We start from the raw sequence: 14,901 nt of genomic DNA on the forward strand, positions 1-14,901 counted from the left end.
GGTGCCACGAGCTACGCCTCGGGTGGCCTCGCCTGGGTGCAGGTTCCGGCCGCGAAGCTGGCCGATGGCATGAGGGTGCGCTGGCGGGTTCGGGGTGTCACGACCGCGGGCGTCGAAGGTGAGTGGTCGGCGTGGCAGGCGGCCACGGTCGACGTGAGCAAGCCCGCGGTGTCGGATGGTGGGTGGACCCCGGCGACCAGGGGCGCGTTGTCGTGGACGGCGTCCTCGACCACGCCGTGGGTCTACGCCAAGGTCACCGATCCCGACTCGCGCGCCTCGCGGCTGGAGGCGGAGATCGAGCACGATCCCACCGCGACCGGGCAGGGCACGGGCGTCATCTGGTCCGGCAAGGGCGCCACGACCTACGCCTCCGGCGGCAACGCCTGGGTGCAGGTCCCGGCGGGCAAGCTGGCCGACGGCATGAAGGTGCGCTGGCGGGTGCGCGGTGAGACTGCCACGAACGTGGTCGGCCCGTGGTCGGACTGGTCCGCCACCGTCATCGACCTGCGCAAGCCGTCCGTGGCGGGCTTGTCGATGACCCCGGCGACCTGGGACTCCGGAGCATGGACCGCGGCCGCGACGACGCCCTGGCTCTACGCCAAGGTCACCGACCCGGAGAACGGCGACTCCCGGCTCGCGGTCGAGATCGAGCACGACCCGGCCGCCACCGGTCAAGGGGCCGGCCTGATCTGGTCCGGCACGAGCGCGCAGCCGTCCCGCTCCGGCGAGAACGCCTGGGTGCAGGTGCCGGCGGCGAAGCTGACCGACGGCATGAAGATCCGCTGGCGTGCCCGCGGCGAAACCGCCAAGGGAATCACGGGAGCTTGGACCGACTGGGTCCAGGCACGCATCGACCTCGGCAAGCCGGTGGTCGAATCGCTGGGCATGGATCCGGCGCTGGCGGGTTCGGCGTCGTGGACGGCGGGGTCGGTGACGCCGTGGCTGTTCGCGAAGGTGAGTGATCCGGACAATCGGTCCAGCAGGTTGAACGTGGAGGTGGAGCATGATCCGGCCGCCACGGCTCAGGGGACGGGGCTGATCTGGGCGGGTTCGTCGTCGAAGGATTATGCGACGGGGACGATTGCCTGGGCGGGCGTGCCGTCGGGGAAGTTGTCCGATGGTTGGCAGGTTCGCTGGCGGGCGCGGGCGACGACGGTGTCGGGGGTGTCGGGGCCGTGGTCGGCGTGGGTGTCGGCGCGGGTGGACACGACGGTGTTCCGGACGGTTCCGCCCGGCCCGGTGGTGAGCCAGATGGCGCCTTCGCTGGGTCAGTCGGTGTCGGGTGTGTGGACGTTGCCGAGCGAGTATCCGGTGTTCACGGCGGCGATCTCCGATGCCGATCGTCGGCCTGGTGTGCTGGAGGCCGAGGTCGAGCACGATCCGGCGGTGCCGGGTCAGGGCAGCGGGTTGATCTGGTCGGGGCAGAGCACGACGTTCGGGGAGACCTGCTTCACCGGCCAGACCTGCTCCGCCTCGCACACCTCCCCGACGGTGGAAGGCGTACAGAACGGCTGGTCGATCCGCTGGCGCGTGCGGGCCGTGGTGCAGTCGACCGCTTCTCCCGGCGCGGTGGTGGCGGGGCCGTGGTCGGGCTGGCAGCTCGCGCGGGTGGACACCGCCAAGCCGCTCGTTACGGGGGTGTCGGCCTCGACGGGGCAGCTCGCCTCCGGGTTGTGGACGTTGTCCTCCACGACCCCCTACTTCGCCGCCTACGGCACCGACCCCCAGACGCGGTCGTTGAAGCTGGACGCCGAGGTCGAGCACGACCCGTCGGCCACCGCCCAGGGGAGCGGGCTGATCTGGTCCGGAAGCGGCTCGATGTCGAGCGGATCGTGCTCGACCTGGAACCACTGCTCGTTGCAGACGCCCACCGTGACGTCCGGCAAGTTGAAGGACGGCTGGCTGGTCCGCTGGCGCGTCCGGGCCTCCACCTCCGCCAACGTGGCGGGGCCGTGGTCGGAGTGGCAGATGGCGCGGGTGGACACCTCCAAGCCGGTCGTGTCGGACCTGTCCGTCTCGACGGGGCAGCTCGCCTCCGGGTTGTGGACGTTGTCGTCCACGACCCCGAACTTCTCGGCCTACGGCGCCGACCCCGAGTCGCGGTCGCTGAAGCTGGAGGCGCAGGTCGAGCACGACCCGTCCGCCGCCGGGCAGGGCACCGGCGTCATCTGGAGCGACAGCAGCCAGGTGTCGAGCGGATCGTGCTCGACGTGGAGCAAGTGTTCCTTGCAGACGCCCACCGTGACGTCCGGCAAGCTGAAGGACGGCTGGCTGATTCGCTGGCGCGTCCGCGTCGCCACCTCGACCGGTGCGGCGAGCCCGTGGTCGGAGTGGCAGGCCGCCCGGGTGGACATCTCCAAGCCGGTCGTGTCGGACCTGTCCGTCTCGACGGGGCAGCTCGCCTCCCAGTTGTGGACGTTGTCGTCCACGACCCCGTCCTTCTCGGCCTACGGCGCCGACCCGGAGTCGCGGTCGTTGAAGCTGGAGGCGCAGGTCGAGCACGACCCGTCCGCCGCCGGGCAGGGCAGCGGGCTGATCTGGAGCGACAGCGGCCAGGTGTCGAACGGATCGTGCTCGACGTGGAGCAAGTGTTCCTTGCAGACGCCCACCGTGACGTCCGGCAAGTTGAAGGACGGCTGGCTGGTCCGCTGGCGCGTCCGCGTCTCCACCTCCGCCAACGTGGCGGGAGCGTGGTCGGAGTGGCAGATGGCGCGGGTGGACACCTCCAAGCCGGTCGTGTCGGACCTGTCCGTCTCGACGGGGCAGCTCGCCTCCGGGTTGTGGACGTTGTCGTCCACGACCCCGTCCTTCTCGGCCTACGGCGCCGACCCGGAGTCGCGGTCGTTGAAGCTGGAGGCGCAGGTCGAACATGACCCGTCCGCCGCCGGGCAGGGCAGCGGGCTGATCTGGAGCGACAGCGGCCAGGTGTCGAGCGGATCGTGCTCGACCTGGAGCAAGTGTTCCTTGCAGACGCCCACCGTGACGTCCGGCAAGCTGAAGGACGGCTGGCTGGTCCGCTGGCGCGTCCGGGCGTCGACGTCGTCCGGCGCGGCCAGTCCGTGGTCGGAGTGGCAGACGGCGACGGTCCAGGTGAGCGGCACCGCGGGGAACGGCCTGGGCGCCGTCCCGGCCACGCGCGGCAGCGACACGTGGACGCTCTCCTCGACCACGCCATGGCTGTACGCGAAGGTGACCGACGCCGGCGGGTCGAAGCTGGTGCTGGGCGCGGAGATCGAGCACAACCCGGCGACCGGCCAGGGCACCGGCGTGATCTGGGCCGGCAAGGGCGCCGCGAGCTACGCCTCCGGCGGCAACGCCTGGGTGCAGGTCCCGGCCGGCAAGCTGACCGACGGCATGAAGATCCGCTGGCGGGTCCGCGGCGTCACGACCGCGGGCGCCGAAGGCGAGTGGTCGCCCTGGCAGGCCGCCACCGTGGACCTGCGTAAGCCCAGCGTGGACGGCCTGGGCATGGACCCGGCCATCCGCGGCACCACCTCCTGGACCGCCGAGTCGCTCACTCCGTCGATGTACGCCAGGGTGACCGACCCGGAGAACCGGCTCAGCAGGCTGAACGTCGAGGTCGAGCACGACCCGGCCAAGAGCGAGCAGGGCACCGGCCTGATCTGGACCGGCACCTCGGACAAGGAGTACGCCTCCGGCACCAGCGCCTGGGCGGCCGTCCCCGCCGACAAGCTGACCGACGGCTGGCAGATCCGCTGGCGCGCCCGCGCCACCACCGCCTCCGGGGTCTCCGGGCCCTGGTCGGACTGGGTGTACGCGACCGTGACGGCCCTGCCGTTCGAGTCGTTCTCCCCGGCCCACAACAGCCAGGTCGGCACCCTGACGCCGGTGCTGTCGGTCAACGCCCGCCCCTACAACAAGGGCGAGGTCAAGTACTGGTTCCAGCTCTGCGCGGGCAGCGCGCCCAACTGGCGCTGGTGCAAGGACTCGGCGGAGAAGACCGAGGACTGGACCAAGGAAGGCGTCTGGCAGGTGGTCGACGCCCGGCTGAAGTGGGGCGAGACGTACTCGTGGATGGCGAAGGCCGCCACCACGTACACCACGGTCACCTCGTCGTGGCGGACCTTCACCCCCGTTCCCGAGCAGGGCAACATCAACGGCCTGCTGGCCGCCGGCACGCAAGGCCGCGAGTTCAACCATGTCTCGGGCAACTACGCGTCCACGGCGACGGACGCCTCGGTGACGACGGTGGGGCCGCCGCTGTCGGTGAACCGTACGTACAACAGCCTGGACCCGCGGACCGACGGCATCTTCGGGGCCGGCTGGACGACCCGCTGGGACATGCGCATCGAGGAGGAGCCGACCGGGAGCCTGCTGGTGACCTATCCGGGCGGCGAGCAGTTGCGGTTCGCGTCCATGGGCAACGGCGCCTACGCGCCGCCGTCGGGGACGTTCGCGACGATGGCCGCCGAGCAGGCCGGTGGCTGGCGCCTGATGGACAAGTCGGCCACCTCCTACTGGTTCGACGCCTCCGGCCTCCTCTCGAAGATCACCGATCACCGGGGGCGGGCCCAGGAGCTGACCCGCGGCGCCGACGGCAAGCTGGCCAAGGTGACCGCGACGGGCGGCAGGTCGCTGACGTTCACCTGGGCCGGCAACCACGTCGCGAGCGTCTCCACCGACCCGGTGGACGGCAACCCGCTCACCTGGACCTACGCCTACGAGGGCGACCTGCTGGTCAAGGTGTGCCCGCCGATCTCGGCGACGGCCTGCACGACCTACCAGTACGGCACGGGCTCGCGGTACAAGAGCGTGGTCACCGACTCCGGGCCGAAGTACTACTACCGGCTGAACGAGGGCGAGACCCGCACAGGCACCGTCGTCGCCAGCGCGGCGGGCTGGAACATCACCGAGCAGCAGGCCAAGCTGAACGGGACCACCCCGGCGGACCTCGGCGCGCGGGTGCCGGGCGCGCTGGCCGGCTCGCCGGACACCGCGATGCGTTTCAAGGGGGCGGCGACCTCGACCTACGTGCAGCTCCCGGCCGATGCGATCAGCGGTCAGGGCGGCGAGCAGGCGGTGGAGGCGTGGTTCAGGACCACCACGTCCGGCACGGTCATCGGGATGCAGAGCGCGGACAACAGCACGCCTGCGTCGTTCGTGCCGGTGGTGTACGTGGGCACCGACGGCAAGCTGCACGGCCAGTTCGGCACCGGCCCTTCCACCACCGCGCACACTCCCATCACCTCCACCGGTGCGGTGAACGACGGCAACTGGCACCATGCGGTGCTGTCGACGGTGGAGACCAGGCCCGCCTCGAGCACGCGGCCCGCCGAACACACGCAGACCCTCTACCTGGACGGCGCCGCGGTGGGCACGCTGGCCGGCGAGGTCCAGCACGACGAGATGTCGGAGACCCGGATCGGATCCGGGTACGGTTCCCCGGCCTGGCCGTCGAGCACCACCAGCACCGCGCCGTTCCCGTTCAACGGCGACATCGACGAGGTCGCGGTCTACGGCAGGCCCCTGAGCAAGGCGGCCGTGCAGCGGCACTTCGCGGCAGGGAAGCCGCAGCCGCAGCTCACCAAGGTGACCCAGCCGTCGGGCCGCGTGTGGGCGGTCAACGTCTACAACCCGGACGGCGGCCGGCTGGTCACGCACACCGACTCCAACGGCGGCACCTGGAAGCTGTCGGACCCGGTGTACACCAAGCAGACCACCGTCTCCACCTTCGCGACCGTGACGGTGACCGACCCGCACGACGGCGTCGTCACCTACGTCGCCGACGCGCAGCGTGGCTACCGGCAGGTGTCGGTGACCGACCAGGTCGGCGCGACCATGAAGTGGGCCTATGACGTGGGCGGATACCCGGCCAAGGTGATCGACCCGAACGGCAACGCGGTCGAGCTGGCGTTCAACGCCCGCGGGAACCTGCTGTCGAAGAAGACCTGCAGAACGGCGGGCACGAACTGCTCGACCGAGTACTACGACTACTTCGTCGACGTCGACAAGCCGTTCGACCCCCGCAACGACGTGAAGATCGGTGAGCGGGACGGCCGGTCCGCCTCGGCCGCCGACGAGACCTACATGACGTCCTGGACGTACAACTCGTTCGGAGAGGAGACCAGGACCACGACTCCGGCGACGGCGGACTTCCCGACCGGGCGCAGCACGGTCAAGACCTACACCGACGGTACGGAGCCGGCCGTCGGCGGCGGCACGACGCCCGCGGGCATGGTGAAGTCGGACAAGGACCACAAGGGCAACGAGACCACGTACGCCTTCACCGCCGCCGGCGACCTCGCGATGGAGACGCTGCCGTCCGGGCTGGTCAAGAAGTACACCCATGACGCCCTTGGGCGGGTGACCGCCACGACGGAGATCTCCCAGGCGTTCCCCGAGGGGGTCACGACCACGGTCGCCTACGACGGGATGGGACGGGCGCTGACCAGGACCGGCCCTGCCGTCAAGAACGAGGTGGACGGCAAGACGCACACGCTGCGCTGGTCGGCCGGTTACAACGAGGACGGCCTGCCGGTCACGGAGACCAATGAGGACCTGACCGGAGGGGACGCGCCGCGCAGGACCGTCTACACCTACGACGCCTTCGGCAGGCAGGCGACGATCACCGGGCCCGAGGGGAGCGTGGAGACGTTCGCCTACGACCACAAGGGCCAGAAGATCTCCTTCACCGACGCACGGGGCACGACGCTGGCGTACACCTACACCCCGCGCGGCGAGTCGGCCACGACGGTGCTGAAGGGCTGGACCGGCAGCCCCACCGCGCCGCAGGCGGCCACGGACATCGTGCTGACCTCGAACGCCTACGACCCGGCTGGACGGCTGGCCTCGCAGACCGACGCCATGGGCCGCACCACCGCCTACACCTACTACGCCGACAACCTGCCGGCGGAGACGACGGCCAAGGGCGCCAGGTTGAACGGCTCGGATGCCGTGCGCGACGTGGTGGTGGACTCGAAGGTGTATGACGCCGCGGACCACCTCATCCGCCAGACCACCGGCAACGGCACGCTGCGGGTGGAGGCCGCCTACGACGCGGCCGGACGGATCGTCTCCCAGACCGTGGACCCGGGCAAGCTGAACCGGGTCACCACACCCGTCTACGACGCCAACGGCAACATCACGAAGATCAGTCTGTCCGCGGCGGGCACCGACCGCGTCGAGTCCATCGAGTACGCCTACGACGCAGGCGACCACCCCGTCCGGCAAACCGTGCACAACGACGGGCAGGACCTGGTGACCACGCTCACCGTGGACGACCGGGGCCTGGTCACGGCGACGACCGACCCGCGCGGCAACGCCGCCGGGGCCGACCCGGCCGCCTACACCACCGACGTCACCTACGACAGCAGAGGCCAGAAGACGCAGGTACGACTGCCGTCGGTGCAGGTGCAGCGGGCGGGCAGCGCCCCGGCGACGCAGCGGCCCACGGCCAAGATGGGCTACAACACCTTCGGCGAGACCACGCAGCAGGTCGACCCTGAGGGCCGGGCCGTCAGCTCGACCCTCGACCGGGTCGGGCGGGTCGTGGAGCAGCTCCTCCCCACCTACACGCCCCCCGGCGGGCAGCCGGTCTCGCCCAAGGCCACCACCGTCTACAACGCCGCCGGTGACGCGGTCAGCGTGACCGACCCGCGCGGCCAGACCACCACCGCGGTCTACGACGGGCTCGGTCGCAAGGTGCAGGTCACCGCGCCCAGGACGGGCTCGGCCGCGGCCGGAGTGTGGAACTACGGCTATGACCTGCTGGGCGAGGCGCTGTGGACGACGGATCCGACCGGGGCGCGTTCGGAGTCCACCTACGATGATCTCGGCCGGCAGATCACCTTGACCACGATCGAGCGCAAGCCGTCGCAGGCGGTGTACGTGACGAAGATGGAGTATGACGACGCCAGCCGGGTGACCAAGACGACCCGGCCCACCGGCGACACCTCCATCCGCACGTACGACGCCACCGGCGCGCTGGCCGGGCAGACCGACGCGCTGGGCAACACCACGACGTTCGGCTACGACCTCGCCGGCCGCCCGACGACGACCACCAACGCGCTGGGCCTGACCAGCAAGGTCGGCTACGACCTGGCCGGCCGCAAGACCCGGATCCAGGAGCTGGACGACGCCGGTGCGGTGCTGCGCACCCACACCATCGGCTACGACCTGGCGGGCAACCCCACCAGCCAGACCTCCGGTGAGGGGCACACCACCGAGCGGGTGTTCGACGCCGCGAACCGGCTGATCGAACAGCGCGAACCGGTGTCGGCGTCCGAGAGGATCACCACCACGTTCGGTTATGACGCCGCGGGTGCGCAGACCCGCTCTACCGACGGTCGCGGGAACGCCACCTACGCCACCTACAACAGCCTGGGCCTGCTCGAGTCGATGATCGAGCCGAGCACCGCCGCCCACCCCGACCCGGCAGACCGGACCTGGACCACCCTCTACGACGCCGGCGGCAACTCGGTGACCAGCCTGCTCCCCGGCGGAGTGCGCGTAGACCGGATCTTCGACGAGCTGAACCGCCTGGTGAAGCAGACCGGCACCGGCGCCGAGGCGAACACCGAGGACAAGACGTTCGGCTACGACGCGGCGGGCCGCCTGACCGCCGCCGGTGATCTCGACTTCACCCTCAACGACCGCGGCCTGCTGCTCAAGACGACAGGCGCGGGCGGCGACGTCAACGCCTACGCCTACGACGCCAACGGCCGTCTGGCCCAGCGCGTCGACGTGACCGGCACCTCCACCTTCACCTGGGACGGGGCCGACCGGCTGACCCAGTCGATCGACCCGGTCAGCAACACCGCCATCGACTACGCCTACGACAAGGCCAACCGGCTGACGTCCATGGCCTACGGGGCCTCAGGCGCGCGGCGCAGCTACACCTACGACGCGCTGAACCGGCTGACCAAGGACCAGCTCACCACTGCCGCGGGTGGCGCGATCGCCTCCATCGAGTACGGCTACGACCTCAACGACAACCTCACCGCCAAGACCACCACCGGCACGGCCGGGGCCGGCACCAACACCTATGCCTACGACCAGTCCAACCGGCTCACCTCCTGGACCGCCCCGGGCGGCACGAAGACCGCCTACGAGTGGGACGCCTCGGGCAACCGTGTCAAGGCCGGCGACAAGACCTTCACCTACGACGAACGCAACCGCCTGACCTCGGGCGACGGGCACACCTACACGTACACCGCACGCGGCACCCTGCTGGAGGATTCGGCCGGGATCGTCCGGCGCACCAAGTTCGACGCCTTCGACCGGCTCATCAACGATGACGCCGTCACCTACGGCTACGACGCTCTCGATCGTATGGAGACCCGCACACAGAGCGGGCAGACCTTGTCCTTCGCCTACGAGGGGGTCAGTAACAACCTGGTGGCTGTCACCGACGCCAACGGCGCCAAGCGGGCCACCTTCGGCCGCGACGCGCTCGGCCGCACTCTCGGCATCAACGACGGCACCGGCGCCCAGCTGGCCTTCTCCGACCTACGCGGCGACCTGGTCGGGGCCTTCGCCGCCAACGCGACCGCACTGGCTGATTCGGTGGCCTACGACCCCTTCGGCGAGGTCCTCGCGCGCACCGGCCCCGAGCACGCGCTCGGCTATCAGGGCGGCTACACCGACCCGACGAGCCGCATGATCAACATGGCGGCCCGCTGGTACCAGCCCACCACCGGCAGCTTCGTCTCGCGCGACACCCTCACGCAGGACCCCGACCCGTCGGTCCAGCTCAACCGCTACGCCTACGCCAACAACAACCCCCTCACCAACGTCGACCTGGACGGGCACAAGAGCACGTCGAAGAAGAAGAACCCGGTCGACACCTACGAGGAGTGCAAGGGGCAGAAGAAGAAGAGCAAGACGTGCGGGGAGATCATCGCCGACCACGGCCGGTGCGTCAAAGACTACGGAAAGTCGTACTGCAAGGAGTCCGAGAAGGAGTACACGACCTGCCGCAAGGAGAACGGCAAGAGCTACTGCAACTCGACCAAGGACGTCTACGGGGACTGCCGCGCCGACGCGAAGTCCCACATGGGAGTGGTCTCGAAGGGCGGCTCCCCAGGGGCATGCAGGGACGCGGCCACGACGTACGCGGAATGCCGGGCCGCGGTGATCGACCGGCCGACCTGTCTCGACGCGAAGGACAACTACATCGCCTGTCGCGCCGAAGGAAGCACGAGAAAGGTCTGCGTCGAGGATGCCGGCAACTATCGAACCTGCCGGGCCGGCCATCCCAACTCCAAAGAGATGTGCGGCAACGCCTCGGAGATGTATCGCGGCTGCCGTTACGGCAACAAAACCAGCCAGCCCGTCTGCGCCGCGGAGAGTGATTACTACGTCAAATGTCGGGATCAGGCGAAGGACGCCGATCACAACGGCTGCAAGTCCTTCGCCGGCAGCTATTCCGACTGCATGTCCTCCAAGCAGTACGGCAACCATTCGGCGCAGTTCTGCAACACCGCGTACGACTCGCAGATGACGTGCATGAAGACGGACCGCATCAAGGACTGCAACTGGGTCGACGACGTCTACCTGGAGTGCGCGAAGAAGATGAAGGGGGAGCAGCCCTGCACGCAAGGGGGCGGCTTCACCGGGAAGAAATGCAATGCGAAGGGCGGCGACTGCGTCTACTACCTGAGCAACTCCGCCGCCAACCTCCTCGCAGCCGGCCTCGGTGCGATCAGTACGTTCGGGGAGGCATTGTGCGCGCTAAGCGCCGCTACAATCATCGGCATACCGCTCGGAGTTGTCTGCGGGGCGGCGGCCGGAATCCTCGGCGTGGCGGCAGCGGTGATCCTGAACCACAACAAGGGGAACGGGATCTGGTTCAAGTTCAAAGCGGGCACGTACTATGATCAGCAGTCCGGAATGTTCGTACCGATGGTCAAGGAACTGAATATTGGATCGCAGTAGGCCGACGTCGGGGCGTGGAATGCGAATTCTTCGCAGGGTGGTGGTGATGGCGTCCGCGTTCTCCTTCTGGAGCGCCGCCACCCTCATCGTCGCCACCATGCTGTCCGACCCGAAGTCCTGGGCGGTCCCGCTCCTGATCGGCGGATCCGTTCTGGCGGTCGTCGGGAGTGTGCTCACCGCCCTTGAGTGGCGACACTCCTTCGGCGCCGGCGAGAGTGACGTCACACCTCGCGACGGGGACGTCGGCTGATGGGAGACGTCTCGGCCGGCGCCGGCCGAGACGTCTCCCATGGGACTTGGGCCAGGTGCCGCAGGAAGGCGGTACCTGTCGCGACGTGTGAGCGGGCATTCCGGTCACGGCGGAGGCCCCACGACGTGAGCGAGCCCTGCCGGCCTCGCTTACCCGTAGTGCTCCCCGACCAGCGCGGGCGGGCACGTCACTCACCGTCGGCTCGCTGTGGAGCGCCGGCACGCCTACCGGATGCAGGCTGACGTCCGGAGTGCTCGTCGTGGTGCGGCTGGGTGAAACGGCGTGAGCGGGTCCCGCTGAACACGGGCAGAGCAGAGCTTGACGGGTTGTGGGATTTCGTTTCATAGTGGGCCGGTCAAGTCTCTTATCCCTGCCCGGAGGTTCTCGCCGGTAATTATGTTAGCGATAACATCGCCGCGACAATCCCAGTGACGCGGCAGGTCGGAGGGCATTTGTGGCGTGCGCGTGAGTGCGCGTTCCCGTGCCTGGAATTTCCTGGAGAAGCGGAGGTCGAGTGATGAGGTCCCGGTCCACATCAAGCGTTCTCGAAAAGGCGGGAGCCGCCGTCGTGCTCGTCGCCGGGCTGCTCGCCGGCGTCCCCTCGGCGGCGCGGGCCGCCACCCAGCAGTCGTGCGACATCTACGCCGCCGGCGGCACCCCCTGCGTGGCGGCCCACAGCACGACCCGCGCCCTGTACGGCGCCTACAACGGCCCGCTCTACCAGGTCCGCCGCTCCTCCGACAACGCCACCCGCGACATCGGCCTGCTCGCCGCGGGCGGTTACGCCGACGCCGCCGCCCAGGACACGTTCTGCGCCGGCACGACGTGCCTCATCACGGTCATCTACGACCAGTCCGGACGGGGCAACCACCTCACCCAGGCGCCCCCCGGCGGCTTCCCCGGCCCGGCGCCCGGCGGGTACGACAACCTCGCGATCGCGACCGCCGCCCCGACCATGGTCAACGGCCACAGGGCGTACGGCGTGCGCGTCACCCCCGGCACCGGCTACCGCGACAACGGCACCAACGGCGTCGCCAAGGGCGACCAGCCCGAAGGCATGTACGCCGTCCTCGACGGCACCCACCACAACGGCGGCTGCTGCTTCGACTACGGCAACGCCGAGACCAACAGCCGCGACAACGGCAACGGCACCATGGAGGCCATCTACTTCGGCGACATCAAGGTCTGGGGCTACGGCACCGGCAACGGCCCCTGGGTCATGGCCGACCTGGAGAACGGCCTGTTCTCCGGCGTGAACCCGGGCTACAACCCGGGCGACCCCAGCGTCAGCCACCGCTACCTGACCGCCGTCGTCAAGGGCGAGCCGAACCACTGGGCGATCCGCGCCGGGAACGCCCAGTCCGGCGGCCTGTCCACCTACTACGACGGCCCCCGTCCCAACGCCCCCGGCTACAACCCCATGAAGAAGGAGGGGGCGATCATCCTCGGGATCGGCGGCGACAACAGCAACGGCTCCGCGGGCACCTTCTACGAGGGCGTGATGACCGCCGGCTACCCCTCGACCGCCACCGAGAACGCCGTGCAGGCGAACATCGTCGCCGCCGGCTACACCACCACGGGCGGCGGCGCGGACGGGACGCTCACCCCCGGCGCCTCCGTCTCGCTGCGCGCGACCACGGCCTGCTGCACCACCCGCTACCTGCGCCACCAGAACGACCAGGTCGTCACGTCGGTGATCGGTTCCGGCAGCTCGTCGCTGGACAGGAGCGACGCCACGTGGATCGTCCGCAGCGGCCTGGCCGGAGGGTCGTGCGTGTCGTTCGAGTCGCGCAACTACCCCGGTGACTACCTGCGGCACCGCAACTACCAGCTCTACCGGCAGCACGACGACGGCAGCGCGCTGTTCGCCGCCGACGCCACCTTCTGCCCGCAGGCGGGCAAGAGCGGCCAGGGCACGTCGTTCGCCGCCGCGAACTTCCCCGACCGGTTCCTGCGCCACTACGACAACACCGTCTACATCGCGAGCAACGGCGGCTCGCACGCCTTCGACAACGCCGCCTCCTGGGCGGCGGACGTGAGCTGGGTCGTCGGCCCGCCCTGGGCATAGACGGGGGCCCGAGCCGTCCCCGGCCCGCGGCCGGGGACGGCTCAGTGCATGTCGGCCGGGCGCGCCCGGCCGTCGAAGGGGTAACGGGCGCGGAAGTCGATCTCGGCCTCGGCCATCGACATGAACGTGACCCCCTTGTGCCCGCGCATGTACGCGATGAGCCGCTCCAGCATCAGCAGCACCTGGGGACGCCCGCTGACGTCGGGATGCAGCGTGACGGGGAAGACCGCGTAGTCCAGCTCGCGGTAGACCCAGTCGAACTGGTCGCGCCACTGCTGTTCGAGGTCGCGCGGGTTGACGAAGCCGTGGCTGTTCGGCGAGCTCTTGATGAACATCATCGGCGGCAGGTCGTCCAGGTACCAGTTGGCCGAGAACTCCACCAGGTCCACCTCCTGGCCGGGCACGAGCGGCTTCATCCAGGTGGAGGCGGCCTGCTCGTAGTCGATGCGCGTCCACCGCTCGCCCTTGCGGGCGTAGAAGGGCTGGAAGTCGCGGTAGGACTGCGAGTGGTCGTAGCCGAAGCCGTAGCGCAGCAGCAGCTCGACGGTCCGCGCGGACATCTCCCACCACGGCGCCACATAGCCCCGGGGCCGGACGCCGAGCATCTTCTCCAGCACCTCCAGGCTGCGCGCCAGGACGTCCTCCTCCTGCTGGGCGGACATCGCGACCGGGTTCTCGTGCATGTAGCCGTGCGCGCCGACGTCGTGCCCGGCCTCGACGATCCGCCGCATCTGGTCGGGGAACGACTCCGCCGAATGTCCGGGGACGAACCAGCTCGTCCTGATCCCTTCGCGGGCGAACAGGCGCAGCAGCCTCGGGGTCCCGACCTCGGCGGCGAACACGCCCCGCTGGATGTCGTTGGGCGAGTCCTGGCCGCCGTACGAGCCGATCCAGCCCGCCACGGCGTCCACGTCCACGCCGAAGCAGACGTTGATGGCTTTCTTCATGGACCAGGACGTACCCCCGCCGCGACGGGCGGGCACCGGGGTCGACGGATCTTGGGCAGATTCTTCCCAGGTGCCCTGGCCTGGGCAGGTTCGCCTACAGTGGCGGCGTGAACATCTGCGTCTTCTGCTCCGCCGCCGACCTCGACGAGCGTTACACCGGCCCCGCCCGCGAGTTCGCCGAGCTCATCGGCAAGGGCGGGCACACCCTGGTGTGGGGCGGCTCCGACAGCGGCCTGATGAAGGTCATGGCCGACGGCGTGCAGGAGGCCGGCGGCCGCCTGGTGGGTGTCTCGGTCGAGTTCCTGGCGCACAAGGCCCGGCCAGGCGCCGACGAGATGATGATCACCCGCGACCTGGCCGAGCGCAAGGCGCAGCTCCTGTCCCGCGCCGACGGCTTCGTCATCATGGTGGGCGGCAGCGGCACGCTCGACGAGGCCACCGAGATCCTGGAACTGCGCAAGCACGGCCTGCACGCCAAGCCGGTCGTGCTGCTGAACACCGCGGGCTTCTACGACGGGCTGAAGCAGCAGTTCCAGCGCATGGAGGCGGAGGGCTTCCTGCCGTTGCCCCTCACCGAGCTGGTGTTCTTCGCCGAGGAGGGCGTCGGGGCCATCGCCTACCTGGAGGAGCAGTCGGGCCTGGTCCCGCCGGGCGCCGACGGCTGACCGGCCCCCGCGGCGCGCGTTCGGGGCGGATCGTGCGGGGGTAGGGGGGAAGGAGGCTGTGGCCGTCGGGGGAGG

General features: G+C 69.7%; 5 protein-coding genes. 4 read left to right on the top strand and 1 reads right to left on the bottom strand.

Features of this window, described 5'->3' with window-relative positions:
- Positions 1-69: 69 nt before the first annotated feature.
- The 3 genes from ABZ459_RS10660 to ABZ459_RS10670 all read left to right on the top strand — a co-directional run bounded on the left by ABZ459_RS10660 (position 70) and on the right by ABZ459_RS10670 (position 13,214).
- Complete coding sequence (locus ABZ459_RS10660; RefSeq protein WP_357968536.1) at positions 70-10,896, top strand: RHS repeat-associated core domain-containing protein; 10,827 nt, start codon at positions 70-72, stop codon at positions 10,894-10,896.
- Between the two features lie 46 nt (positions 10,897-10,942).
- Positions 10,943-11,146 (top strand): hypothetical protein, encoded by a 204-nt coding sequence (locus ABZ459_RS10665; protein WP_357968539.1) that lies wholly within the window; start codon positions 10,943-10,945, stop codon positions 11,144-11,146.
- A gap of 568 nt (positions 11,147-11,714) precedes the next feature.
- Entirely contained in the window at positions 11,715-13,214 is a 1,500-nt protein-coding gene (locus ABZ459_RS10670; RefSeq protein WP_357968542.1) for an alpha-L-arabinofuranosidase B, read from the top strand.
- A gap of 41 nt (positions 13,215-13,255) precedes the next feature.
- Here the strand turns inward: ABZ459_RS10670 and ABZ459_RS10675 are convergent, their stop codons facing one another.
- A complete protein-coding gene (locus tag ABZ459_RS10675; RefSeq protein ID WP_357968543.1) occupies positions 13,256-14,161 on the bottom strand; it encodes a polysaccharide deacetylase in 906 nt (301 codons plus the stop codon).
- A 107-nt stretch (positions 14,162-14,268) separates the two neighbouring features.
- On the opposite strand from ABZ459_RS10675, the gene ABZ459_RS10680 reads away from it, so the two are divergent.
- Positions 14,269-14,826 (top strand): TIGR00730 family Rossman fold protein, encoded by a 558-nt coding sequence (locus ABZ459_RS10680; RefSeq protein ID WP_357968546.1) that lies wholly within the window; start codon positions 14,269-14,271, stop codon positions 14,824-14,826.
- Positions 14,827-14,901: the final 75 nt, after the last annotated feature.

It is taken from the genome of Nonomuraea sp. NPDC005692, assembly GCF_040631115.1.
In the GTDB taxonomy this organism is placed as follows: Bacteria; Actinomycetota; Actinomycetes; order Streptosporangiales; family Streptosporangiaceae; genus Nonomuraea.

Bases quoted from the DNA above. Each gene is read 5' to 3' on its own strand.
- ABZ459_RS10660 (WP_357968536.1), top strand. From the start codon at position 70: ATGAGGGTGCGCTGGCGGGTTCGGGGTGTCACGACCGCGGGCGTCGAA.
- ABZ459_RS10665 (WP_357968539.1), top strand. From the start codon at position 10,943: ATGGCGTCCGCGTTCTCCTTCTGGAGCGCCGCCACCCTCATCGTCGCC.
- ABZ459_RS10675 (WP_357968543.1), bottom strand. From the start codon at position 14,161: ATGAAGAAAGCCATCAACGTCTGCTTCGGCGTGGACGTGGACGCCGTG.